This window comes from Streptomyces sp. NPDC098781, assembly GCF_044759995.1.
Lineage (GTDB): Bacteria > Actinomycetota > Actinomycetes > Streptomycetales > Streptomycetaceae > Streptomyces.
Genome location: NZ_JBIWAK010000007.1, coordinates 334,014 through 356,463 on the forward strand (window position 1 = coordinate 334,014; position 22,450 = coordinate 356,463).

A 22,450-nucleotide genomic window follows, 5' to 3' on the forward strand; every position below is an offset into this window, starting at 1 on the left:
CACACACCGGTCGCCTCCGCAGCCGTGGACAGCCTCTCGACAGGCACTGACCGGAGTCGGCCGGATTATGGCGTGACATCTGTTTCCGGCCGGATTGCACACGTTGCCCAATTCAACTTGTGCGCAAACCACGTTGGTGAAAAGAGTCTGGACGGACCGCTCGACGCGTGCTTGGTTGTCCCCCGAAGGCGCGCCGCACCACCCGCACTTGGCAACCCCAGGACCGAAGGGAGCGGCAGACCATGACCGACCAGGCACAGCCGGCGCAGGGCCCGGGAGCGTCCGGGCCGGGGCCCGACGGAGCGGGATTCACCTATCGAGGAGCCGAGCGGGAACTGATCGTCGTCGCCCGTCCCGAGGCCCGGCTGCGTGCCCGGGCCGAGGGCGTGCGGTCGGCCGCGGGTGCCGATGTGTCGGCTCTCGACATGTTCCTCACCGACGAACAGCTGACGCTGGAGCCGCTGTTCGGCAGCGAGGACCGGCTTCAGCAGGCGCAGCGGGCCACGGGCGCGGAGGAGGTGCCGGACCTGGCGCTGTTCTACCGGGTGCGCGGCGCTCGGAGCCAGGCCGAGGAACTACGCGCCCGGATCGCCGCGTTGCCCGGCATCGACACGGCGTATGTGAAGCCCGGCGCCGTACCGGCGTCCATCGGGCCGTTCGGTGCGGACGGCGGGCGGCTGAAGGAGGGCACCCCCGTCACGCCCGACTACAGCGGCCGGCAGGGATATCTGCGGCCCGCGCCCGAGGGCGTCGACGCCCACTGGGCCTGGCAGCGGCCCGGCGGCGCCGGTCAGGGCGTGACCGTGATCGACGTGGAGGGCTCCTGGCAGCTCGGCCACGAGGACCTGGCGGGCAAGCTGGCCGGTCTCGTCATCGGTACGCCGATGGCCGACCTGGCCTGGCGCAACCACGGCACCGCCGTGATCGGGGTGATCGGCGGCGACCGCGACGACCGCGGCGTCACGGGCATCGTGCCGGAGGCGGTGACCGCGGCCGCGTCCGTCCAGGACATCGGCTCGGCGGCCGCGATCCACGCGGCGGCCGACCGGCTGGGCGCCGGTGACATCGTGCTGATCGAACTCCACCGCCCGGGGCCCCGGTTCGAGTACGCCGAGCGCGACGACCAGCGCGGCTATGTCCCCCTCGAATGGTGGCCGGACGACCTCGCCGCCGTCCGTCACGCCACCGCCAAGGGCGTCCTCGTGGTGGCGGCCGCGGGCAACGGCGGCGAGTCGCTCGACGACGCGCTGTACGAGCGTCGTCCGGACGACTTCCCGGAGTGGTGGCGCAATCCGTTCAACCCGTCCAACGCGTCCTCCGGCGCGGTCCTGGTCGGTGCGGGCGCCCCGCCGCCGGGCACGCACGGCCGCGACCACGGCCCGGACCGCTCACGGCTGGCGTTCTCCAACTACGGCGCCCGGGTGGACGCTCAGGGCTGGGGACGCGAGGTGACGACGACCGGCGGGTTCTGGGACCGGCCCGGCGATCTACAGGGCGGGCCCGAGGAGATCGCCTGGTACACGGACACGTTCTCGGGGACCTCGTCGGCCTCGCCGGTGGTGGTCGGGGCGCTGGCCGCGCTCCAGGGCATGCTCAAGGCGGCCGGTCAGCGTCCGATGTCGCCCGAGCGGGCGCGCGCGGTGCTGCGGGCGACGGGTTCCCCGCAGCAGGACGCGCCCGGCAGGCCCGCCTCCCAGCGGATCGGCGGCCGGCCCGACATCAAGGCGGCGGTCACCTATCTGGTGCCGCAGTCGATCGGTTCCGGCAAGGCCGAGCGCTACTGGGACGAGTTGCTGCCGTATCCCCGTGAACTTCCGCCCCGGCTGCGGCTGTTCGTGGCCGGTGACTGGCGGAACCTGAACCATCCGTCCCCCGAGGTCCGCCAGGCGGTCCATGCCGCCTTCGCGGGGGGACGGCCCGATGTCCGAGTGTGGTTCTCGGACGACGAGATCGTCGGCCTGGTGATCACCGGCTGACGCAGCCCATCACATCAAGGGAAGGTGACACCCGTATGAGCACCACCCCGCAGATGAGTCACATGGGACAACAGCAGGGCCAGCAGTTCCCGAGCACATCGCCGTACCAGCAGCAGCCGTACCAGCAACAGCCGTACGGGCAGCAGCAGGGCTACGGCCAGCAGCAGCCGTCGGGCATGGGCGGCTCCCTGGAGCAGCTCCAGCAGCTCGGTCAGCAGCAGCCGTACCAGCAGCTGTTGCAGCAGCTCGGCCAGCCGTTCGGCACCCAGCAGCAGGACCAGCAGGCGCAGCAGGCCGAGCAGCAGATGCAGCAGCAGCTCCAGCAAGTCGCGCTGTCGGCCGTCCAGCAGGTCGTCCAACAGGTCCAGGCCCAGGCACTGGCCTCCGGAGTGGCGAACGCCTTCATCGACATCGTGCACCCGCTCCAGGGCCAGCCGCACCAGATCTTCCTGCGTATCAACAACCAGTTCCGGGTGCTCGACAACCCGAACCCGCAGGTGCACCAGCAGATCCAGCAGGCCTTCGCGTTCGGCCACCAGGTGATCGGCATCTGGGACACCCAGTCGCCGAGTGTGCTGCGCAGTGTCCGGATCCAGCGGATCTGACCGGCACGTGAAGCAGATCTGACCGGCACCACGGACAAGAGGGGCGCTTCCCCCGTGCGGAGGAAGCGCCCCTTGCGTGCGTGCGGCGCGCTACAGGGCGACGCCCAACAGCGCGTCCACGGCCCGCGATACGACACCGGGGGCGCCGATGTCCGTACCGCCCTCGGCGTCCTGCCGCGCGGCCCAGCGGTCGACGGCGGCGAGCGCGGCCGGGGCGTCGAGGTCGTTCGCGAGGGCCTCGCGGATCTCCTCGACGAGTGCCTCGGCGGGCGGCCCGTCGGGACGGGAAACGGCGGCCCGCCAGCGGTCGAGGCGGGCCACGGCGTCCTGGAGCACCTGGTCGGTGTACTCCCAGTCGGCCCGGTAGTGGTGGGCGAGCAGGGCGAGCCGGATCGCCGCGGGGTCGACGCCGTCGCGGCGCAGCTGGGAGACGAAGACGAGGTTGCCCTTGGACTTGGACATCTTCTCGCCGTGCAGAGCGACCATGCCGGCGTGCACGTAGGCCTTGGCCATGGGGAACTCGCCGGTCAGCACCTGGGCGTGCGAGGCGCCCATCTCGTGGTGCGGGAAGGCGAGGTCGGAGCCGCCGCCCTGGACGTCGAAGCCCATGCCGAGGTGGTCGAGGGCGATGGCGACGCACTCGATGTGCCAGCCGGGCCGGCCGCGGCCGAGCGAACCGCCGTCCCAGTCGGGCTCCCCGGGACGCGCGGCCATCCACAGCATCGGGTCGAGCGGGTTCTTCTTGCCGGGCCGCTCGGGGTCGCCGCCGCGCTCGGCGGACAGCAGGCGCATCGCGGCGGCGTCGAGGTTCGACACCTTGCCGAAGTTCGGGTCGGACTCGACGGAGAAGTAGACGTCGCCGTCGAGTTCGTAGGCGGCGCCCGCGTCCCGGAGCCGCTCGACGAGCGGGACGATGCCGGGTATCGCCTCGACCGCGCCGATGTAGTGGCGCGGCGGCAGCATCCGCAGGGCGGTCATGTCCTCGCGGAAGAGGGCGGTCTCCTTCTCGGCGAGGGCGGCCCAGTCGATGTGGTCGCGCTCGGCCCGCTCCAGGAGCGGATCGTCGACGTCGGTGACGTTCTGGACGTAGTGAACCTGCCGCTTGGTGTCGAGCCACACGCGCTGCACGAGGTCGAACGCGTTGTAGGTCGCCGCGTGTCCCAGGTGGGTGGCGTCGTACGGCGTGATGCCGCAGACGTAGATACGGGCGACGGGACCGGGGTCGAGGCTGACCAGGCCCCCGGTCGCGGTGTCGTGGATCCTCAGGTCGCGGCCCTGACCGGGCAGGGCGGGGACCTCAGAAGCGGGCCAGGCATACATGTCATGAGCCTAACCGGACGGATGTTCCGTACACGAACCGGACCAGGCCGGATGGCCGGAGAGGCGTTCTTGCGCGTTACCCCGCCAGTGTGCTCCTACACGGGCGGCCAGGGAATGGCCGGCCACTCCCCGCTCGGCTCCGGATGCTTGCCCGCGGTCAGCAGGGCGTCGACCCGCGCGCGTGTGGCCGCCACCTCGGCGGCCGTGATCAGCCCGGCCAGCCGTACGGCCAGCGCGCCGCCCTCCTTCAGGCCGTCCCGCAGCCCGCCGAGCACCCGCACGGCCTCCTCGGTCAGCGGCTCCCCCGCCCAGCCCCACAGCAGCGTCCGCAGCTTGTTCTCGACGTTGAAGGTGACGCCGTGGTCGATGCCGAGGAGCCGGCCGTCGTCGGTGGGCAGCAGATGCCCGCCCTTGCGGTCGGCGTTGTTGATCACGGCGTCCAGGACGGCCAGGCGGCGCAGCCGCTCGTCGTCGGCGTGCACGAGCAGCGCGGTCCGGCCCTCGCCGACCTCGGCGAGGCCGATCGCCTTCCAGCCGGGTTCGGGCTCCTCGCCGTCCACCAGGGCGAGCAGCTCGGTCTCGGGCGTCACGTCGATCCAGAGCTGGACCATGCCCTCGCCGTACGGCCCGTCGCGCAGCACGGTGGGCGGAACCAGCCCCCAGCCGGTCGCCTCGGAGACCTCGTACGCGGCGACCTCGCGCTCGGCGAGCGTGCCGTCGGGAAAGTCCCACAGCGGCCGCTCACCGGCGACCGGCTTGTACACGCAGGACGCCTCCTGGCCGTCGTGGGCGACCGTGCAGAACAGCGCGGCGTTGGACGCCTCGCGGATGCGGCCGCGCACGGTCAGCTCACCCTCGGCGAGCAGTTCCACGGGGGTCACGCTCCGCGGCGGTATCCGTTCTGGCGCGGACATACGTGTCCTTCCGGGTCGAGCGGGAGGCTGCACAGCGGGCACGGCGGCCGCCCGGCGTTGACGACGTCCAGGGCGCGCTTGGCGAAGGCCCTCGCCTGTGCGCCGGTGAGCCGGACCCGCAGCATCGGGGGCCCGTTCTCCTCGTCCTGGAGCAGCCGCTCCTCGGCCTCGGCGAGGTCCTCCTCGGAGTCGGCGTCGAGCTCCACGAGGGCCTGCGCCTCGACGATCATGCGCTGCTCCTCACCGTCCCAGGCGAGCGCCATGGTGCCGACGCGGAACTCCTCCTCGATGGGGGTGTCCAGCGGGCCGGTGTCGGCGACCTCGGTGGGCGTCACGGCGGGGACCGCGGCGTTGCCGCCGCTACGCCGTACCACCTCGTCGAGCAGTTCGTCCATGCGCTCGGCGAGGGCGGCGACCTGGGTCTTCTCCAGGGCCACGCTGGTCACCCGGGCGCCGGCGGTGGCCTGGAGGAAGAACGTACGGCGTCCGGGCAGTCCTACCGTGCCGGCCACGAAGCGGTCCGGGGGGTCGTAGAGGAACACCTGACGGGACACGTCCTGTCTCCATTGGAATCGTGAGTACGGCGAATCGTGAGTGCGGCGAATCGTGAGTACAGCGGGAGTGCGTGGGCGAATGCGGGAGTACGGCGCTGCTTCGACCGCTTCACCCTACTGCGCCCGACGATCACGGTGCGCCCGCGCCGCCCCCGACCGTCGCGTCCGCGGCCGGCGGTTCCTCGCGCGGGGCGAGGGACGCGAAGTCACCGGTGTCCCCGAGGCGTACGAGGAACGGCCTCAGGCGTGTGTAACGGATCGCGGTGATGGAACACGGTTCTACGGAAATCCTCTGGAAGAGGTCGAGATGAAGACCCAGTGCGTCCGCCACGAGCGACTTGATGATGTCGCCGTGCGAGCACATCAGGTACACGGCGTCGGCGCCGTGATCGCGCTCCACGCGCGCGTTCCACTCGCGTACCGCCTCGGCGGCCCGGGTCTGCATGGCCCGCATCGACTCCCCGCCCGGGAACGCCGCCGCCGACGGATGGGCCTGGACGACCTCCATCAGCGGCTCGTCCTTGAGCTCGGCAAGCTTGCGGCCGGACCAGTCGCCGTAGTGGCACTCCCCGATCCGGTCGTCGGTGTGCACGGTGAGGCCCCGCTCCTGGAGGAGCGGCCGGATCGTCTCCTGGCAGCGCTGGAGCGGGCTGCTGACGACCTCGGCGAGGGGCAGCTCGGCGAGCCGGGCGGGCAGTGCGGCGGCCTGCCGGCCCCCGCGCTCGTCGAGGGTGACGCCGGGCGTCCACCCGGCGAGCACTCCCTCGGTGTTGGCGGTGGAACGTCCGTGCCGGACCAGGATCAGCGTGGGCATGCCGCCCAGGGTAGGCGCACGAAAATGTCAGCGTGCGCTCGGTGGTGGAGGACGGGAGAATACGCTCCGTGATCGTCGACTGCGGCATCTACCGGGACGGGCGCCGCACGGAGGGGCCCGCGGACTTCTCCGACGCCCTCGATCTGTGCCGTTTGCAGGACGACGCGTTCGTGTGGATCGGCCTGTACGAGCCGACGGAGAAGGAGTTCGAGAAGGTCACCGAGGAGTTCGGGCTGCACCCGCTGGCGGTGGAGGACGCCCTGAACGCCCACCAGCGGCCGAAGCTGGAGGTGTACGACGACTCGCTGTTCATGGTGCTCAAGCCGGTCGGGTACGAGACGAAGAGCGACATCGTCTCCGCCGGCGAGGTCATGGTCTTCATCGGCGACTCGTTCGTGGTGACCGTCCGGCACGGCGAGGAGGCGCCCCTGGGGGTCGTCCGCGGCCGGCTGGAGCACGAGCCGGAGATGCTGCGGCACGGTCCCACGGCGGTGCTGTACACGATCGCCGACGCCGTGGTCGACCACTACATCGACGTGGCGGGCGAGTTGGGCACGGACCTGGCGGAGCTGGAGGCGGAGGTGTTCTCGCCTACCGGCGGCGGGTCACGGCACACGGCGTCGCGCATCTACGCCTTCAAGCGGCAGATCATGGAGTTCCGCAGGGCCACCGGGCCGCTCGCACAGCCCCTGTCCCGGCTCGCGGGCACGGGCCTGATCGGCGCGCGCGTGCCCTTCGTGCACGACAAGGCGCAGCCCTTCTTCCGTGACGTGAGCGACCACCTCACGCGCGTGAACGAGTCCGTGGAGGGCCTGGACCGGCTGGTCTCCGACGTCCTGTCGGCGCATCTGGCGCAGATGAGCGTCCGGCAGAACGACGACATGCGGAAGATCTCCGCGTGGGCGGCCATGGCCGCGGTCCCCACGATGATCGCGGGGATCTACGGCATGAACTTCGAGCACATGCCGGAGCTGCACTGGATCGGGTCGTATCCGGCGCTGATCGCGGGCATGGCCGCCGTCGAGGTGCTGCTGTACCGGCTGTTCAAGCGGCGGGGCTGGTTGTAGCGGTCACGCGAACTCGGGGGCCGAGGTGGCCGGTCCGCTCAGGGCGTCACGGCGTTCCGGCATCGACAGGGACACCATGCGCCGCCAGCCCGCGAACCGCTCCCAGACATACACGGCGTGGATGCCGGCGGCGAGCACGGAGGCCTTGGCCCGGGGCCAGCCGAGGATGCGGCCCATGTGGTCCATGACCGCGAGGCTGACGTCCCGGTAGACCCGGATCTCGGCGAGCGCGCACTCGCGCAGGGTGCGCTGGATCTGCCGGCCGTGCCCCGCGGCGGCGAACCGCAGCAGTTCCTCGTGGGTGTAGGCGAGGTGGTTGTCCTCGTCATTGGAGATCATCTTGACGGCCTTGCCGACCACGGGATGGTCGCCGAAGAACTTGCGGAGCATGACCATCTGCTCGGCCGCGCGCTGCTCGGTGACCCGGCTGTGCGCGAGGTAGGTGATGATGTCGTCGACCGTGAGCGGCTTGTCGGCCTTGAGCTTGTCGTGGGCGAGCCCGATGCCGTGCTGCTCCAGAAGCATCGTGTAATCGGTGTCGGGCGGGACGGGGACGGGTTCGAGGCCGCGCTTCTTCAACAGGGCGTTGAAGATCCGCCCGTGCTTGTCCTCGTCCGCGCCGTGCCGGGTGATCTTGGGGGCCATGGCGCGCTCGCTGTCCGGCACGAGCGCGGCGATACGCGCGTTCTCCCAGCCGCCCTGGGACTCCCCGCTGGCAGCGATGGAGCAGAACAGGCGGAAGGAATCGTCGTTGTCGAGGATCTCCTGGAACAGGCTCTTGGCCGAAAGCATCGTGGGGCACCTCTCTGAAGGACGCCGCAGGAATCCGCAAAGAACGAGTCAAATGCGGAGAGAGAGGTGCTGCAACAGCTGGGGCGGACAACTCCGCCAAAAGAATGACCATCGGGGTCACGACGAGGGCGTAACCGCGTGGCCACGCGCGCGTTGTTCTGCGTGACGGCCGTGGCGGGGAAGACCCCCGAGCCCCCACCACGGCCGCTGAAATCTCCTGTTGAGCGCGCTTGCGGCTAGGCGAGCCCGGCGCGCTCCAGGGCCTGGGTGCCGGCCCGGAGCGAGGCGAGGCGCTCGTCGAGCGTCCAGCCCGCGGGCGCGAGGGACAGGGTGGTGACCCCGGCCGCGGCGTAGGCCTTCATCCGGTCCGCGATGCGGTCGACGGAGCCGAGCAGGGTGGTCTTGTCGATGAGGTCCTGCGGTACGGCGGCCGCGGCGCCCTGCTTGTCGCCCGAGAGGTACTTGGTCTGGATCTCGGCGGCTTCCTTCTCGTATCCCATGCGCTGGGCGAGCTGGTTGTAGAAGTTCTGCTTGGCGCTGCCCATGCCGCCGACGTAGAGCGCGGTGTAGGGGCGGAAGGTGTCGGCGAGGGTGGCCACGTCCTTGTCGTCGCCGACGGCGAGCGGCAGGGTCGGGCAGACGTCGAACCCGTCGAGGGTCTTGCCGACCTTCTCGCGCCCGGCACGCAGGTACGTGATCGTCGTGTCCTCGAGGTGCTCGGCGGACGGGAAGATCAACAGCGCGCCGTCGGCGATCTCGCCGGTCTGCTCCAGGTTCTTCGGGCCGATGGCGGCGATGTACAGCGGGATGTGCTCGCGCTCCGGGTGCACGGTCAGCTTGATCGGCTTGCCGGGACCGCCGGGCAGCGGCAGCGTCCAGTGCCGGCCCTCGTAGGTCAGGCGCTCGCGGGTCATCGCCTTGCGCACGATCTCGACGTACTCGCGCGTGCGGGCCAGCGGCTTGTCGAACTTGACGCCGTACCAGCCCTCGGAGACCTGCGGTCCGGAGACGCCGAGGCCGAGCCGGAAGCGGCCGCCGGAGAGCGAGTCCAGGGTGGCGGCGGTCATCGCGGTCATGGCCGGCTGGCGGGCCGGGATCTGGAAGATGGCGGAGCCGACGTCGATGCGTTCGGTCTGGGCGGCGACCCAGCTGAGCACGGTGGCCGCGTCCGAGCCGTACGCCTCGGCGGCCCAGCACACGGCGTACCCCAGCCGGTCCGCCTCCTGCGCGACAGCGAGGTTGTCCGCGTCCATTCCGGCACCCCAGTAGCCGAGGTTGATCCCGAGCTGCATGGCCGATCCCCTTACCGATCAGTAACGTCCCTTGTGGGCCCGACCATAGCGTGGGGGGCCTCCGGCGGGGAGGCCGATGTGGCGGGCGTCGCCCGGCGGACCCCGCGCAGCCCTGGTGACGGTCCTGAAAACTGGTTATCCACAGGCACCCACATGGCAGGTTCTGGCCAGTAATCTCGGCGTTCATGGAGCAGAGGCATCTCGGCCGCACCGGCCTGCGCGTGTCCCGGATCGGGCTCGGCACCCTCACCTGGGGCAGGGACACCGACGAGCACGACGCGGCGGACCTCTTGAAAACCTTCTGGGAGGCGGGCGGCACCCTCGTCGACACGGCGGACGTGTACGGCGACGGGGAGGCCGAGTACCTGCTGGGCCGGCTCATGGAGGGGCTGGTCCCGCGGCGGGACCTCGTCATCTCGACGAAGGCGGGCAGCGTCCCCGACCCGGACCGCCGGTTCGACGGCTCGCGCGGCCATCTGCTCTCGGCGCTGGACGCCTCGCTGGCCCGGCTCGGCACGGAGTACGTCGACGTCTGGCACATCCACGCCTTCGACCCGTACACACCGCTGGAGGAGACCCTCCAGGCCCTCGACCTCGCGGTCAGCAGCGGTCGCGCGCGCTACGCGGGCGTCTCCAACTTCTGCGGCTGGCAGCTCGCCAAGGCGGCGACCTGGCAGCTCGCGGCGCCGGGCATACGGACCCGGCTGGCGAGCACACAGCTGGAGTACTCACTGCTGCAACGGGGCGTGGAGCGCGAGGTGCTGCCCGCCGCACTCGACCTGGGCGTCGGCCTGCTGCCGTCCTCCCCGCTCGGCCGGGGCGTCCTGACCGGCAAGTACCGCAACGCGACGCCGCCGGACTCGCGCGGCGCCTCGGAGCATCTGGCGCCGTTCGTCGCGCCGTACCTCGACGACACGGCGAGCCGGATCGTGGACGCCGTGCAGACCGCGGCGGACGGGCTGGCGGTCTCCCCGCTCCAGGTCGCCCTCGCCTGGGTCCGCGACCGGCCCGGCGTGACCGCGCCCGTCGTCGGCGCGCGCAACGCGCAGCAGCTCGCGGCGGCGTTGTCAGTGGAGGCCCTTAGTCTTCCTGACGAGATCTGCCGGGCGCTCGACGACGTGTCGGCGCCGGTGCACCGCTATCCCGATCACGACTGGAGCACGCTGTGAGCACGGAGCCACCCGAGACCACGGAGAACACGCAGCCGGGGACGCCGGGGGCCGAGAACGGCGAAACAGGCGAAGGCGGCGAGACCGGTGAGGCCACGACGCAGACCTCCAAGGCTCAGGACGGCGCGGGCGAGGACTCGGCGAAGCTGTCGGAGGCCGAGGCCGAGCTGGCCGCTCAGCGGGTCGAGCGGGAGCGGATCGAGCGGCGGAAGGCCGAGCGGGAGGGCCCCGTCGAGAGCGGGGCCAAGCTCAGTGGGAAGGCCGCCGATCTGCTCGCGGCCGTACGGGCGGTGGAGAGCGGCGCGAAACCCACGGCCACCGTCTTCAGCGAGCCGGAGCCACCGCGTCGCCCCGCCCCGGAGCCGACCCGCCGGCCGCAGCCCGCGCCGACACCCGTCGCCCCTTCCGGGCCCGCGCCGGAGGCCGTCGAGTCCGTGCGGGCCCTGCTGGCCGAAGGCGGCGCTCCGGAGGTACTCGCCCCCCAGGTCACCGCGGCGCTCGGCGAGGGTGCCGCCGACCAGTTGCGGGCGGACCCCTGGCAGTTGCTGCGCGTCGGCGGTGTACGGCCCGAGCAGGCCGACGGGTTCGCGCGGGCGTTGCTCGGCGCGGAGTGCGGACCGGACGACGAGCGGCGCGGACGGGCGGTCACGGGCTGGCTGCTGGAGCAGGCGGCGCTGGCCGGGCACACGGCGCTGGAGCTGCCGACGCTCACCGCGGCGCTGGGCCGGCAAGGGGTGCCGGACGCCGACGCGGCCGTGCAGAGCACCCTGGCCGAGGGCGAGGCGCTGGCCTTCCAGGACGCCCTGGAGGAGACCGGCGCACCGGCCGTGCGGGACGAGGAGGCGGCGGAGGGCGAGGAGCGGCCCGTCCGTGTCCTCGTCGGTCTGGAGCGGTACGCGCTGGCGGAGGAGAGCCTCGCCGACGGGCTGGCCCGGCTGATCAACTCGGTGCCGAAGCAGGACGGTTCGGCGGCGGAGTGGGAGCGGGCCGCGGGCGAGGCGGGCTCCGGCGCCGACCTGGTCCGGGCGGTCGCGGCGAACGGCCTGGTGCTGCACACCGGCGGGGAGGCGTCCCGCGCCGAGCCGGCCGCGCTGCTGCGGGCGGCGCCGGCCCTCGGGCTGCGGGCCTGGGCGGCGACCCACAGCCCGCTCGGCCGGGAGCGCTTCTCGGCGCTGCTGAGCGGGTCCGAGCCGCCCTCCGCGCCCGGTGTCGCCACCGTGGCCGGCCTGCTCTCCGGTGCCGAAGGGCCCGGCCGGGACGCGGACGGGGCGCTCGACCTCGACCTGCTCGTCGTGCTCGACACTCCCCTGCTGGACGTCGAGACGGCCGCGCTGATCGCGGAGTCGCTGCCGGACGGGGCCCGGCTGGTGCTCGTCGGGGATCCCGGGGTGCTGTGGTCGGCGGGGCCCGGACGGGTGTTCGCCGATCTGCTGGCGGCGCGGATCTGTCCGCAGATCGCCTCGCGGCGGCCGGACCCCGGCCCGCTCGGCGAGCTGGTGTCCGGGATCGGCATCGGCGAGCTGAACCAGGTCGAGGCGCCCGGCAAGGAGGTCGTGATCGTGCCGGTGCGCGACGCGGGCGAGGCCGTGCACCGCACCGTGCAGCTCGTCGCGGACTCGGTGCCGAGGGCGATCGGCGTCCCGCCGGAGGACACCCAGGTGATCACGCCGGGTCACGGCGGCGCGGTCGGCACGCGTGCGCTGAACACCGCGCTCAAGGAGCGGCTGAACCCGGGCCCCGGCCGCTTCGGCGGCTTCGACCCCGGTGACCGGGTCGCGTACTCCCCCGCGCCGGGGCGGACCGTACCCGGCCTGGTGGTGAAGGCCGACGCCGAGGGACTGCACGTGGACTGCGCGGGCGACCCCGTGGTCGTACCGAAGGAACGGGTGGAGCAGTCCCTGCGGCACGGCTGGGCGATCACCGCCCATCAGGCGGCGGACGGCCGGTGGCCGGCGGTGGTCGTCGTGCTGCCCGGTGACGCGGCCCAGGCGCTGAACAGACCGTGGGTCTACACGGCGTTCGGACGGGCCGCACGCCATCTGTCGGTGGTCCACGGCGTCGAGCAGGCGCTGCCCCGGGCGGTCGCCGAGGTCCCGGCGAAACCGCGCACGACCCGCCTGCCCGTGCTGCTCAGGCCGCAGGTGCCGTCGGTGGAGTGACGGTCCGCATCACCGGTCCGCATCACCGGTCCGCCGCGCGCGGCGCCTGCGGCGCAATCCACCCCCGCACACGACGACGGCGGTCACGGGATTCCCCGTGACCGCCGCCTTCGAACCAGCCGAGCCACACGTCGGCGCCCGCGTCAGCGATCCGCGTCAGCGATCCGCGTCCATCGGTTCGAGGTCGTCCTCGTCCAGGTCCGTGTCGAGCTCGTCCTCCAGGTCGTCCTCGCTGTCCTCGTCGGCGTCCTCGTCGGTGTCGTCCAGCTCGTCGTCGCCTTCGTCGCCGTCGGCGTCCAGGTCGTCGTCGAACACCGTGCTGACGTCGAAGCGGCAGACCACCCGCTGCGGGTCGACGCCCTCGAAGGGCGCCTCCAGCCATTCGCCGGGGTCGGTCTGGTCGTCCGCCGCGGTCACCCAGAGCGTGGAGTCGCCCTCCTCCAGGCCGAACTCCTTGTGCCGGGAGGCGATCTCGTCCGGCTCGAACTCGCCGAACAGGACGCCGAGCGCCCCGTGCACCGTGCCGGAGGCGTCCGCGCCGTCGTCGTAGTCCACCGCCTCGACCCGCTGGGCCTGCGCCAGCAGCCGCTGCGGCTCCACCACGGAGTAGTCGCGGCGGATCAGCACACTCAGCGCGTTCGGTTCCTCGGGCCCGGTGTACGGCGGCAGCGCGTCCTCCGAACCGGGGATCTCGAAGGGAGTGACCTCGTCGTAGCGGTCGTAGAGCAGCTCGTCGTAGGTCTCGGCGGCCGCGGCCAGCTCGTTGAACGCCTCGTAGACGGCCGGATCGTCCTCACCCGACCGGCGTTCGACCGCGGCCAGGTGGCGGTCGAGCGCGGTCTTGACCGCCTCGGCGGCGGCGCGTACCTCGGCAGCGGTGGGCTGCACAGCATCAGACATAGTGCAGACGCTATCCGTACCGGGCCCCAGCCCGCACAATAGATGCGATGCCGGAATACGAATTTGTCGACGTGTACGTACCGCGCGGGGTCTCCCGCAAGGACGCCACACGCCTGCTGACGGACCATGCCGAGTACGGACACTGGGAGTTGGACCGCCTGAGCCTGCTGCGCGACGGCAGCCGCAGGGTGCGGTTGCGCCGCCGGATCATCCGCCAGGTGCGGGCGACGTGGTGAGCTGAGGCGACAGGAAGACAAGGGAGATCTCGGGACGACACGGAGCGGGCCCCGCCTCGGCGGGGCCCGCTCCGTGTTCAGCGGTCCGGTGGCATCCGCCTACTGCGTCGGCCGTGCCTTGCGGTAGAGCACCGCGCCCGCCAGCAGCGCACCCGCGCCGACCGGCACGACGAGGCCCATCGGCAGGTCACTGCCGGTCTGGGCGAGCTGCGACTCGCCCTGCGGCTGGGTGACGAAGTGGGTGCCCGGCTGGTTCGTGTGCGAAGACCCACCGCCCGGCGTCACGCCACCCGTGCCGGGCGGTGTGCTCGGGGTACCGGGGTTCCCCGGCTCGCCCGGGTTTCCGGGATTCCCCGGCTCACCCGGGTTACCGGGATTCCCGGGCTCACCCGGGTTACCGGGGTTTCCAGGCTCACCCGGGTTACCGGGGTTTCCAGGCTCGCCCGGGTTACCGGGGTTCCCCGGATTACCCGGCTCCCCCGGATTGCCGGGGTTCCCCGGGTTACCCGGATTCCCGGGGTTCCCCGGCGGGTTCTCGTGGCCGCCACCCGGCGGGTTGTGGCCCCCGCCGCCGTTGCCGCAGTCGTTGTCCGAGCTGGGGTTGCCGATGCCGATGATGTCGACGCTGTTGCCGCACACGTTGACCGGGACATGGACCGGCGCCTCGACGTGGTTGCCGGAGCCGACACCGGGAGAGTCACTGGCGTGCCCGTGGGCGGAGGCCCCGGAGCCGCCGTGGTTGGCGCAGCTGTTGCCGCTCGCCGGGTTGAGCACCCCGACGACGTTGACGGTGTTGCCGCAGACGTTGACCGGCACGTGCACCGGCGCCTGCACCGTGTTGCCCGACAGCACGCCGGGCGAGTTCGAGGCGGAGCCGTGCGCCCCCGCACCGGTGGCGTGGGCCGTGCCGCCCGCGGCGGCGATGACGCCGGTCGCGGCCGCCACGGTCATCAGGCCCTTGCGGGTGACCTGTCGCATTTACTGATTACCTGCCTTCGACCTTGTTCCGAATGAACGACGCCGGTAATTCCACCGACGTCCCGTAAAGGCCGGTCGGCCCCGGAGCGCATGGCGCGCGCTCCGGGGCCGACGGGCTCAACCCCATTCATGGGGCGAGGCACAACGTCACTTGTTGATGCAGGTGTTGCCGAAGGCGGGGTTCAGCAGCCCGATCACCGAGATCGTGTTGCCGCAGACGTTCACGGGGACGTGAACCGGAACCTGAACCACGTTGCCGGACAGGACACCCGGGGAGTGCACCGCGGCACCCTGGGCACCGGAGTCGGCGACGGCCAGGCCCGCGCCCGCGAGAACCAGCCCACCAGTGGCAGCCGCAGCGGCGACGACCTTCTTGATCATTATTCCTCCTTGTTGGCAATGCGATCACAAGTAGCTGATCGCATCACCTGTAACGAGGAGGAACTAATAGGGCTACGACCCTATGAGCGCGTTCACTCTCACCGGTAGCGCCCAGTACGTCTGGTCGAATTCTGAAGTGTCGTTTCAGTGGGCGGATTCAGGACGCATCGATGAACCGGTCGAGCACCCTGACCCCGAACTTCAGCCCTTCCACCGGTACCCGCTCGTCGACGCCGTGGAACATTCCGGCGAAGTCCAGCTCGGGCGGCAGCTTCAGCGGGGCGAAGCCGAAGCCCCGGATCCCCAGGTCGTCGAAGGACTTGGCGTCGGTGCCGCCGGAGAGCATGTAGGGGATGGCCTTCGCGGCCGGGTCCTCGGCGACCAGGGCGGACTGCATGGCGTCCACGAGCGCCCCGTCGAAGCCGGTCTCGACGGCCTTGTCGGCGTGCACGTCCTCACGCCTGACCTTGGGCCCGAGGATCTTGTCGAGGTCGGCGAGGAACTCCTCCTCGAAGCCGGGCAGGAACCGGCCGTCGACGTGGGCGGTGGCCTCGCCGGGGATGACGTTCACCTTGTACCCGGCGCCGAGCTGGGTGGGGTTGGCGGTGTTGCTGAGGGTCGCGCCGATGAGCTTGGCGATGCCGCCGAGCCTGGCGAGGGTGCCCTCCATGTTCTCCGGGTCCAGCTCGGTGCCGAGGGCGTCGCCGAGTTCGTCGAGGAAGGCCCGGGTGGTCTTGGTGACCCGCACCGGGAACTTGTGCCGGCCGAGCCGGGCGACCGCCTCCGACAGCTCGGTGATGGCGTTGTCACGGTGGATCATCGATCCGTGCCCGGCGGTGCCGGCCACGGTCAGCTTCATCCAGTGCATGCCCTTCTCGGCCGTCTGGATCAGATAGAGCCGCCGCTGCTCGTTCACGGTGAACGAGAACCCGCCGACCTCGCTGATCGCCTCGGTGACACCCTCGAACAGGTCGGGGTGCTTGTCGACGAGGAACCGGGCGCCGAACTTGCCGCCGGCCTCCTCGTCGGCGAGGAACGCGAGCACGATGTCCCGAGGCGGCCTGCGTCCGCTGCGCAGCCGGTCACGCACGACCGCCAGGGTCATCGCGTCCATGTCCTTCATGTCGACGGCACCGCGCCCCCACACGCACCCGTCGGCGACCTCGCCGGAGAACGGGTGGTGGGTCCAGTCGTCGGCGTTGGCCGGTACGACATCGGTGTGGCCGTGGATCAGCAGCGCGGGCCTGGAGGGGTCCTCGCCCTCGATGCGGGCCACCGTGGAGGCCCGCCCGGGGTGGGACTCGAAGATCTGCGGTTCGAGGCCCACCTCGGCCAGCTTCTCGGCGACGTACTCGGCCGCCGCCCGCTCGCCGGGACCCGAGTGGTCGCCGTAGTTGCTGGTGTCGATCCGGATCAGCTCGCGACAGAGGTCCACGACCTCGTCCTCGCCGGTGACGCCCCTGGTCGTGCCCGTCTCGCTCACGCTGCTTCCTTCCGCACGGTCGCTTGGGTGGTCCCCCTCATCCTCCCCCTCGCCGCGGCCCGGCCCAAGACCGGCCGCGGTCCGTCACACGCCGTTCACGTCGCGACAGGGGGTGATCGGGGGCCCTCGAAAGCCTGGTAATGTTTCCTGTGTCGCCGCGAGGGAAACCCCGCGCGACAGACACCTTGTCCGGGTGGCGGAATGGCAGACGCGCTAGCTTGAGGTGCTAGTGCCCTTTATCGGGCGTGGGGGTTCAAGTCCCCCCTCGGACACCAGCTGAAACCCCTGTCAACCAGGGGTTTCTTGCTTTTCCGGGGTCTGCGGCGGCCTTCTGCGGCCGTCGGCCGCGAGCAGGGCGATGACCATCAGCGCCGCGAGCAGAATGATCACCAGGACGACGACCGTCAGGACCGTGGGGCTGTTCCACAGGGCGAACACCAGCGCGATCAGCAGCAGGACTCCGAGCGTGAGCCAGGTCCGGTTGGCCGCCGTCCAGGTCCCGACCCGGCCCGTGGTGAGGCCGTAGCCGTCGGCCCACCGGGCCGCCGAGTCGGCGCCGCGCTCAGCCTGGCCGCGCACCGCCCGCGGCAGCCGGCCCGGGCCCACGAAGTAGGCGCCGAGGGCGACGACCACACCGAGCACGATCACGGTGCGCAACGTGTCCTTCAGGAAACGCAGGACGGTGTCGAAGACCGCGGCCGCCGCCGGCTTGGACAGCACACTCCGCGGGAGGTGGTCCAGGTAGTAGCGGCGGGCGACGACCAGCGCGATCAGGATGATCAGCGAGCCCAGGGCCGCTCCCAGGGCCGCCTTCGCCAGCGCGCGCCGTCGGCGGTGGGCGAGCAGGATCCCCGCCGCCGCGAGCAGCACGGTGATCACCGGCATCCAGTACCCGGCCAGGTCGAGCGCGTGCGCCGCGTCCTGGAACTGGTCGAGCTCGTCCGACTGGAACAGGACGACCTGTTTCTCGACGTTCGGGATCTTGTCGGCCACCTGTACGCCGGCGTTGACCAGTTCCTTTCGGACCTGGTCCACGGCAGTGCCGACGTCGAGGGTCACGGTGCCCTCGTCGACACCGATCGCACCGCGTCCCTTGCCCGTCAGGGCATGCACGACCAGCGAGTGCGCGGTGCGGTTCGCCGTGACCCACACCTTCTCGAACTGCTCACTCTCGACGAAGCGTTTCGCCACCCGCTCCGCCGCGGCGTTCACCGCCGAGTCCACCTGGGGCGCCAGTGACTTGACCGCGTCGGCCGCCCGGGGCGGCAGGCCCTGCGACTTCAGCCAGCCCGCGATGTCGGCGGTCACCTGCTTGCCGTTGACACGCACGTCCACCGCGTCGACGATCCGGTCCTGCACCGCGGCCTCGATCGCCCGGTCGGAGGCGAGCGGCTTCATCGTCTTGACGTAGCGGTCGGTGTCGAGGGCGATGTCGTGCACCCAGACCGTGATCACGGTGACCGGGACGAGGACGCACGCGAGGACGAGCAGCACCGCCGAGGCCGTGCTACGCAGGATGCTGGCCGTACGGCCGCCCTGGGATGGGTTCGACATCCGTCCTCCGGCATCGGAACACCGGCCGCGACACCGGCGCGGCCTGGGTCCATTGCCGCTGAACACCGGGCGGACGGCATCCGGGAATGGGCCATCCGGACGCCCCGTCCCCGGCTCCTCACCCAGGGTGTGGGGGATGTCTCCTCCACTTGAAGATCACCAGGTCAGGGCCCGTTGCGCGAGGTCGCGGGCGCCTCGAACGGGCGTCCCGAGTGGTCGAACCACGGCCCCGAACCTAGCGTCGTACTAAAATTTCCGGCTTGTTACGGAGCTGGAGCCGGACAACCCCAGGCAAACCTGCGGGCCCGCCAGCGCCCCGGAGGCATCCGGGATCGAGACGCGAGGACCGGATGGCAGCGATACACGAGAGCGATGCTCTCGGCCTGCTCGACGAAGAGATCCGCGAGAAGTTCGGCGACACTGCCCGTTTCTCCGGAGGGCCGGCGGCATCTCCCCGCACGCTCGTCGACATCTTCGACGCGTCCGTGCGGTCGTACCCCGACGAGCCGGCACTGGACGACGGCACCACCGCCCTGACCTACCGGGCGCTGGCCGTCGAGGTGGACCGGCTGCGGCGCGGACTGGCCGCCGCCGGGGTCGGCCGTGGGGACCGGGTGGGCGTGCGGGTGCCGTCCGGCACCAATGACCTCTACATCGCGATCCTGGCCGTACTGGCGGCCGGCGCCGCCTACGTCCCCGTGGACGCCGAGGACCCGGACGAGCGGGCCGAGCTGGTCTTCGGGGAGGCCGACGTACGGGCCGTCGTCGGGGCCGGGCACGAGCTGACCGTGCACTCGCGCAGTGACGTTCCCGCGGCGCGCCCCGATGTCGAGCACGACGCGTGGGTCATCTTCACCTCCGGCTCGACCGGCAAGCCGAAGGGCGTCGCCGTCTCGCACCGCAGTGCCGCCGCGTTCGTGGACGCCGAGGCCGCGCTGTTCCTCACCGAGGAGCCGATCGGGCCCGGTGACCGGGTCATGGCGGGGCTGTCCGTCGCGTTCGACGCGTCCTGCGAGGAGATGTGGCTGGCCTGGCGGTACGGCGCCTGTCTGGTGCCGGTGCCGCGTGCGCAGGTCCGCAGCGGTGCCGATCTCGGGCCGTGGCTGGTGGAGCAGGAGATCACGGTCGTGTCGACCGTGCCGACGCTCGCCGCGCTCTGGGAGCCGGAGACCCTCAACGACGTCCGCCTGCTGATCTTCGGCGGCGAGGCCTGCCCGCCCGAGCTGGCGCAGCGCCTGGTGACCGAGGGCCGCGAGGTCTGGAACACGTACGGGCCCACCGAGGCCACCGTCGTCGCCTGCGCCTCGCTGATGAGCGGCGGGGAACCGATCCGGATCGGGCTGCCCCTGGACGGCTGGGAGCTGGCCGTCGTCGACGAGGCCGGTGAGCCGGTGCCGATGGGCGCCAGCGGGCAGCTGGTGATCGGCGGGGTCGGTCTGGCCCGGTATCTCGACGCCGAGAAGGACGCGGAGAAGTACGCGCCGCTGGAGTCCCTGGGCTGGGAGCGGGCGTACCGCAGTGGTGACCTCGTCAAGGCCGAGCCCGAGGGTCTTGTCTTCCTGGGGCGGGCCGACGAGCAGATCAAGCTCGGCGGACGGCGGATCGAGCTCGGCGAGGTGGATGCCGCGTTGCAGGCGCTGCCCGGGGTGGCCGGTGCGGCCGCCGCCGTGCGGACCGCTCGCAGCGGCAACCAGCTGCTCGTCGGGTACGTCGTCACCCAGGACGGCTGGGATCAGGCGGTGGCCGTGGAGAAGCTGCGGGCGGAGCTGCCCGCCGCGCTCGTGCCGCTGCTCGCGCCGGTCGACGATCTGCCGACCCGGACGTCGGGCAAGGTGGACCGCAACGCGCTGCCCTGGCCGCTGGAGGGCCTGGAGAGCGGCGGACCGGCGGAACAGCTCTACGGCACCGAGGCGTGGCTGGCCGAGCAGTGGACCGAGGTGCTCGGCATCCCGGTCACCGGTGCCGCCGACGACTTCTTCGCGATCGGCGGTGGCAGTCTGGCCGCGGCGCAGCTGACGACACGGCTGCGTACCCGCTATCCGAGCGCCGCCGTCCTCGACATCTACCAGCAGCCGGTGCTGCGCAAGCTGGCCCGGCACCTGGAGGAGTCGGTGCACGACGACGGCGCGGAGCGGATCATCGCTCCGGTGCCGCGGCGCGCCCAGCTGATCCAGCTCCTGCTGCTCGTTCCGCTGTTCACGCTGCTAGGCCTGCGCTGGACGGTCGTGCTGGCCGCCCTCGGCAACCTGCTGCCCGCCTACGGGTGGCTGCCGACGGCGCCCTGGTGGCTGCTCGCGGCCGGGGCCCTGGCGCTGTTCAGCCCGCCCGGACGGCTGGCGCTGGCCGCCGGCGGGGCGCGGCTGCTGCTCAGGGGCGTCAAGCCCGGCCGGTATCCGCGCGGTGGCAGTGTGCATCTGCGGCTGTGGACGGCCGAGCGGCTGGCGGAGTTCACCGGGGCGGCCTCGCTGACCGGGGCGTGGCTGGAGCGGTACGCGCGGGCGCTGGGCGCCAAGGTGGGGCCCGAGGTCGATCTGCACTCGCTGCCGCCGGTCACCGGCCTGCTCAAGCTGGGCCGGGGCGCTGCGGTCGAGTCCGAGGTGGATCTGTCCGGGTACTGGCTGGACGGCGACCGGCTGGAGATCGGCGCGGTCAAGGTGGGCGCGCACGCCGTCGTCGGCACGCGCAGCATGCTCTTCCCGGGCGCCCGTGTCGGCAAGCGGGCCGAGGTGGCCCCCGGCTCGGCGGTCACCGGGCAGATCCCGACCGGCCAGCGCTGGGCGGGCGCGCCCGCGGTCAAGCTGGGCAAGGCCAAGCGGAACTGGCCCAAGGAGCGGCCGCGGCGCGGGACGTACTGGCGCGTGATGTACGGCGTCACGGGCTTCGCGCTCAGCGCGCTGCCGGTGCTCGCGGGTGCTGCCGCGTTCCTGGTGGGCCGGGTGTTCTTCACGCCGGACGCGCCCCTGACGGGTGCCGCGCTGGCGCTGGTGCCGGCGACGCTCGTCTTCGGGGCGGCGTACGCGCTGCTGATCCTGGTCGGCGTGCGACTGCTGAGCCTCGGCCTGCGCGAGGGCACGCACCCCACGCACAGCCGGGTCGGCTGGCAGGCCTGGACCGTCACCCAGCTGATGGACCGCTCGCGCGACACCCTGTTCCCGCTGTACGCCGGGCTGGTCACGCCGGTGTGGCTGCGGCTGCTCGGGATGCGGATCGGGCGGGGTGCCGAGGTCTCGACGGTGCTCGCGCTGCCGAGCCTGACGACGGTCGGCGAGGGCGCCTTCCTGGCCGACGACACGCTGACCGCGCCGTACGAGCTCGGCGGGGGCTGGATGCGGATCGGGCGCGCGGAGATCGGGCGGCGGGCCTTCCTCGGGAACTCGGGGATGACCGCGCCCGGCCGCAGTGTGCCGGACGGCGGGCTGGTCGGGGTGCTGTCGGCGACGCCGAAGAAGGCGAAGAAGGGCACCTCGTATCTGGGGCTGCCCCCGGTCAAGCTGCCGCGCAGTGCCTCCGGCGGCGACCAGAGCCGGACGTACGACCCGCCGGCCCGGCTGCTGTGGGCGCGTGGGCTGGTGGAGCTGTGCCGGATCGTGCCCGTGTTCTGCTCGGCCGGGGTCGCGGTGCTGACGATCGCGGCGCTGTGTGCGCTGGGGGTCTGGGCGCCGCTGCTGTCGGGGCTGGTGCTGCTGGCCGCGGGTGCCGCTGCCGGGCTGGTGTCGGTCGTGGCGAAGTGGCTGCTGGTGGGGCGGCATCACACCGGTGAGCATCCGCTGTGGTCCGGGTTCGTGTGGCGCAACGAGTTGGCGGACACCTTCGTCGAGGTGCTCGCGGTGCCGTGGCTGGCGGGTTCCGTGCCCGGCACCCCGGTGCTGAACGCGTGGCTGCGCGGGCTCGGCGCGCGGATCGGCAAGGGTGTGTGGGTGGAGAGCTACTGGCTGCCGGAGACCGATCTGGTGACCCTGGAGGACGCGGCCACCGTGAACCGGGGCTGTGTACTCCAGACGCACCTCTTCCACGACCGGATCTTGCGGACGGATACTGTGGTCCTCCGTGAGGGCGCGACGCTGGGTCCTGGCGGGATCGTCCTGCCCGGCAGCGCGATCGGGGCCCGTACGACGCTGGGTCCCGCGTCGCTCGTGATGGCGGCGGAGTCGGTCCCCGACGACACCCGTTGGCTCGGAAACCCGATCGAGGCATGGCGTCCCTGAGTACGGCCCACTCGGAGCCGGAAGGCGGTGGGCCGGCGTTCAGTGGCAGCA

At 71.9% G+C, this 22,450-nt stretch carries 18 protein-coding genes and 1 tRNA gene; 8 read left to right on the plus strand and 11 right to left on the minus strand.

All coding sequences use genetic code 11. From position 1 onward, the window contains the following. Positions 1 to 242: 242 nt before the first annotated feature. Positions 243 to 1,976, plus strand: a complete 1,734-nt coding sequence (locus ACIQWG_RS28525; RefSeq protein ID WP_404100889.1) for a S8 family peptidase — start codon at positions 243 to 245, stop codon at positions 1,974 to 1,976. Positions 1,977 to 2,011: 35 nt separating this feature from the next. Further along, the gene (locus tag ACIQWG_RS28530) at positions 2,012 to 2,581 is read left to right on the plus strand and encodes a hypothetical protein (RefSeq protein ID WP_404100890.1); all 570 of its coding nucleotides are present in this window, start codon (positions 2,012 to 2,014) and stop codon (positions 2,579 to 2,581) included. Between the two features lie 90 nt (positions 2,582 to 2,671). Here ACIQWG_RS28530 and mshC read toward each other — a convergent pair whose 3' ends face one another. From mshC to ACIQWG_RS28550, 4 genes are all read right to left on the minus strand, one after another. Beyond that, positions 2,672 to 3,901, minus strand: a complete 1,230-nt coding sequence (gene mshC / locus ACIQWG_RS28535) for a cysteine--1-D-myo-inosityl 2-amino-2-deoxy-alpha-D-glucopyranoside ligase (protein ID WP_404100892.1) — start codon at positions 3,899 to 3,901, stop codon at positions 2,672 to 2,674. 95 nt (positions 3,902 to 3,996) lie between these two features. Next, positions 3,997 to 4,815 carry an SCO1664 family protein gene (locus ACIQWG_RS28540; protein WP_404100894.1) on the minus strand — a complete coding sequence of 273 codons (819 nt, stop codon included), beginning with the start codon at positions 4,813 to 4,815 and terminating at the stop codon, positions 3,997 to 3,999. Then, entirely contained in the window at positions 4,779 to 5,369 is a 591-nt protein-coding gene (locus ACIQWG_RS28545) for a DUF3090 domain-containing protein (RefSeq protein WP_404100896.1), read from the minus strand. Before ACIQWG_RS28545 ends, ACIQWG_RS28540 begins: the two co-directional genes overlap by 37 nt. A gap of 130 nt (positions 5,370 to 5,499) precedes the next feature. Next, positions 5,500 to 6,183, minus strand: coding sequence for a histidine phosphatase family protein (locus ACIQWG_RS28550; RefSeq protein WP_404100898.1), 684 nt, complete (start codon positions 6,181 to 6,183; stop codon positions 5,500 to 5,502). Between the two features lie 68 nt (positions 6,184 to 6,251). On the opposite strand from ACIQWG_RS28550, the gene ACIQWG_RS28555 reads away from it, so the two are divergent. Next, on the plus strand, positions 6,252 to 7,250 hold the full coding sequence (locus ACIQWG_RS28555; protein WP_404100900.1) for a magnesium and cobalt transport protein CorA: 999 nt from the start codon (positions 6,252 to 6,254) through the stop codon (positions 7,248 to 7,250). A gap of 3 nt (positions 7,251 to 7,253) precedes the next feature. Here ACIQWG_RS28555 and ACIQWG_RS28560 read toward each other — a convergent pair whose 3' ends face one another. Beyond that, positions 7,254 to 8,042 (minus strand): ferritin-like domain-containing protein, encoded by a 789-nt coding sequence (locus ACIQWG_RS28560; protein WP_404100902.1) that lies wholly within the window; start codon positions 8,040 to 8,042, stop codon positions 7,254 to 7,256. 236 nt (positions 8,043 to 8,278) lie between these two features. Further along, positions 8,279 to 9,334: an LLM class F420-dependent oxidoreductase gene (locus tag ACIQWG_RS28565; RefSeq protein ID WP_404100904.1), complete on the minus strand. Its 1,056-nt coding sequence runs from the start codon at positions 9,332 to 9,334 to the stop codon at positions 8,279 to 8,281. 185 nt (positions 9,335 to 9,519) lie between these two features. Here ACIQWG_RS28565 and ACIQWG_RS28570 point away from each other — a divergent pair, with 185 nt between their 5' ends. Then, on the plus strand, positions 9,520 to 10,503 hold the full coding sequence (locus ACIQWG_RS28570; protein WP_404100906.1) for an aldo/keto reductase: 984 nt from the start codon (positions 9,520 to 9,522) through the stop codon (positions 10,501 to 10,503). Next, positions 10,500 to 12,662, plus strand: a complete 2,163-nt coding sequence (locus ACIQWG_RS28575) for a helix-hairpin-helix domain-containing protein (RefSeq protein WP_404100908.1) — start codon at positions 10,500 to 10,502, stop codon at positions 12,660 to 12,662. The genes ACIQWG_RS28570 and ACIQWG_RS28575 overlap by 4 nt, the downstream gene beginning before the upstream one ends. A 156-nt stretch (positions 12,663 to 12,818) precedes the next feature. Here the strand turns inward: ACIQWG_RS28575 and ACIQWG_RS28580 are convergent, their stop codons facing one another. Beyond that, a complete protein-coding gene (locus tag ACIQWG_RS28580; RefSeq protein WP_404100910.1) occupies positions 12,819 to 13,562 on the minus strand; it encodes a hypothetical protein in 744 nt (247 codons plus the stop codon). A gap of 47 nt (positions 13,563 to 13,609) precedes the next feature. Between ACIQWG_RS28580 and ACIQWG_RS28585 the strand changes: the two genes are divergently transcribed. Beyond that, positions 13,610 to 13,798, plus strand: a complete 189-nt coding sequence (locus tag ACIQWG_RS28585; protein ID WP_005485166.1) for a DUF5703 family protein — start codon at positions 13,610 to 13,612, stop codon at positions 13,796 to 13,798. A gap of 99 nt (positions 13,799 to 13,897) precedes the next feature. On the opposite strand, the gene ACIQWG_RS28590 is transcribed toward ACIQWG_RS28585, so the two are convergent. The 3 genes from ACIQWG_RS28590 to ACIQWG_RS28600 all read right to left on the minus strand — a co-directional run bounded on the left by ACIQWG_RS28590 (position 13,898) and on the right by ACIQWG_RS28600 (position 16,640). Beyond that, complete coding sequence (locus ACIQWG_RS28590; RefSeq protein WP_404100914.1) at positions 13,898 to 14,776, minus strand: chaplin; 879 nt, start codon at positions 14,774 to 14,776, stop codon at positions 13,898 to 13,900. A 147-nt stretch (positions 14,777 to 14,923) separates the two neighbouring features. Beyond that, positions 14,924 to 15,157, minus strand: a complete 234-nt coding sequence (gene chpH, locus ACIQWG_RS28595; RefSeq protein WP_030954008.1) for a chaplin ChpH — start codon at positions 15,155 to 15,157, stop codon at positions 14,924 to 14,926. Between the two features lie 157 nt (positions 15,158 to 15,314). Continuing rightward, entirely contained in the window at positions 15,315 to 16,640 is a 1,326-nt protein-coding gene (locus ACIQWG_RS28600) for a M20/M25/M40 family metallo-hydrolase (RefSeq protein ID WP_404100916.1), read from the minus strand. 187 nt (positions 16,641 to 16,827) lie between these two features. Here ACIQWG_RS28600 and ACIQWG_RS28605 point away from each other — a divergent pair. Next, positions 16,828 to 16,915 (plus strand) — tRNA-Leu (locus tag ACIQWG_RS28605). Between the two features lie 13 nt (positions 16,916 to 16,928). Here the strand turns inward: ACIQWG_RS28605 and ACIQWG_RS28610 are convergent. Further along, on the minus strand, positions 16,929 to 18,194 hold the full coding sequence (locus ACIQWG_RS28610; protein ID WP_404100918.1) for a hypothetical protein: 1,266 nt from the start codon (positions 18,192 to 18,194) through the stop codon (positions 16,929 to 16,931). A 350-nt stretch (positions 18,195 to 18,544) separates the two neighbouring features. On the opposite strand from ACIQWG_RS28610, the gene ACIQWG_RS28615 reads away from it, so the two are divergent. Continuing rightward, entirely contained in the window at positions 18,545 to 22,399 is a 3,855-nt protein-coding gene (locus ACIQWG_RS28615) for a Pls/PosA family non-ribosomal peptide synthetase (protein WP_404100920.1), read from the plus strand. Positions 22,400 to 22,450 lie beyond the last annotated feature (51 nt).

Bases quoted from the DNA above. Each gene is read 5' to 3' on its own strand.
- ACIQWG_RS28610 (WP_404100918.1), bottom strand. From the start codon at position 18,194: ATGTCGAACCCATCCCAGGGCGGCCGTACGGCCAGCATCCTGCGTAGC.
- ACIQWG_RS28580 (WP_404100910.1), bottom strand. From the start codon at position 13,562: ATGTCTGATGCTGTGCAGCCCACCGCTGCCGAGGTACGCGCCGCCGCC.
- ACIQWG_RS28585 (WP_005485166.1), top strand. From the start codon at position 13,610: ATGCCGGAATACGAATTTGTCGACGTGTACGTACCGCGCGGGGTCTCC.
- chpH (WP_030954008.1), bottom strand. From the start codon at position 15,157: ATGATCAAGAAGGTCGTCGCCGCTGCGGCTGCCACTGGTGGGCTGGTT.
- mshC (WP_404100892.1), bottom strand. From the start codon at position 3,901: ATGTATGCCTGGCCCGCTTCTGAGGTCCCCGCCCTGCCCGGTCAGGGC.
- ACIQWG_RS28615 (WP_404100920.1), top strand. From the start codon at position 18,545: ATGGCAGCGATACACGAGAGCGATGCTCTCGGCCTGCTCGACGAAGAG.
- ACIQWG_RS28565 (WP_404100904.1), bottom strand. From the start codon at position 9,334: ATGCAGCTCGGGATCAACCTCGGCTACTGGGGTGCCGGAATGGACGCG.
- ACIQWG_RS28590 (WP_404100914.1), bottom strand. From the start codon at position 14,776: ATGCGACAGGTCACCCGCAAGGGCCTGATGACCGTGGCGGCCGCGACC.
- ACIQWG_RS28525 (WP_404100889.1), top strand. From the start codon at position 243: ATGACCGACCAGGCACAGCCGGCGCAGGGCCCGGGAGCGTCCGGGCCG.
- ACIQWG_RS28550 (WP_404100898.1), bottom strand. From the start codon at position 6,183: ATGCCCACGCTGATCCTGGTCCGGCACGGACGTTCCACCGCCAACACC.
- ACIQWG_RS28570 (WP_404100906.1), top strand. From the start codon at position 9,520: ATGGAGCAGAGGCATCTCGGCCGCACCGGCCTGCGCGTGTCCCGGATC.
- ACIQWG_RS28560 (WP_404100902.1), bottom strand. From the start codon at position 8,042: ATGCTTTCGGCCAAGAGCCTGTTCCAGGAGATCCTCGACAACGACGAT.
- ACIQWG_RS28540 (WP_404100894.1), bottom strand. From the start codon at position 4,815: ATGTCCGCGCCAGAACGGATACCGCCGCGGAGCGTGACCCCCGTGGAA.
- ACIQWG_RS28530 (WP_404100890.1), top strand. From the start codon at position 2,012: ATGAGCACCACCCCGCAGATGAGTCACATGGGACAACAGCAGGGCCAG.